Origin of the sequence: Pseudoalteromonas sp. bablab_jr011, from assembly GCF_016464045.1 — a bacterium.
GTDB lineage: Bacteria > Pseudomonadota > Gammaproteobacteria > Enterobacterales > Alteromonadaceae > Pseudoalteromonas > Pseudoalteromonas lipolytica.
The window spans coordinates 1-254 of record NZ_JACDWU010000211.1; the positions used below are offsets into that span (position 1 = coordinate 1).

1 protein-coding gene is annotated in these 254 nt (G+C 48.8%); it reads left to right on the forward strand.

The window, feature by feature from the left end:
* Positions 1–254 (forward strand): SUMF1/EgtB/PvdO family nonheme iron enzyme (locus JIG41_RS12760; protein WP_199524867.1); only part of this gene is annotated, 254 nt, incomplete at both ends.

Here is a 254-nt window from a genome sequence, read left to right on the forward strand (position 1 = left end):
ACCCATTAGGGTTTTATGATCTCAGTGGTAATATGATTGAATGGGTTAATGATTGGTGGGCTGAAGATTACTATCGGCACTCTCCTGAGCATAACCCAACGGGCCCCTCTAAAGGCACTAAAAAAGTAATGCGCGGCGGAAGGTTTTTAGAATCTCCCCGAGGTAGTAACGTGTATACACGCCAAGAATCTGATGAACTGGGCGAGGCCTACCGTGCCATAGGCTTTCGCTGCGTGCTTAACCAAGCGACGCCA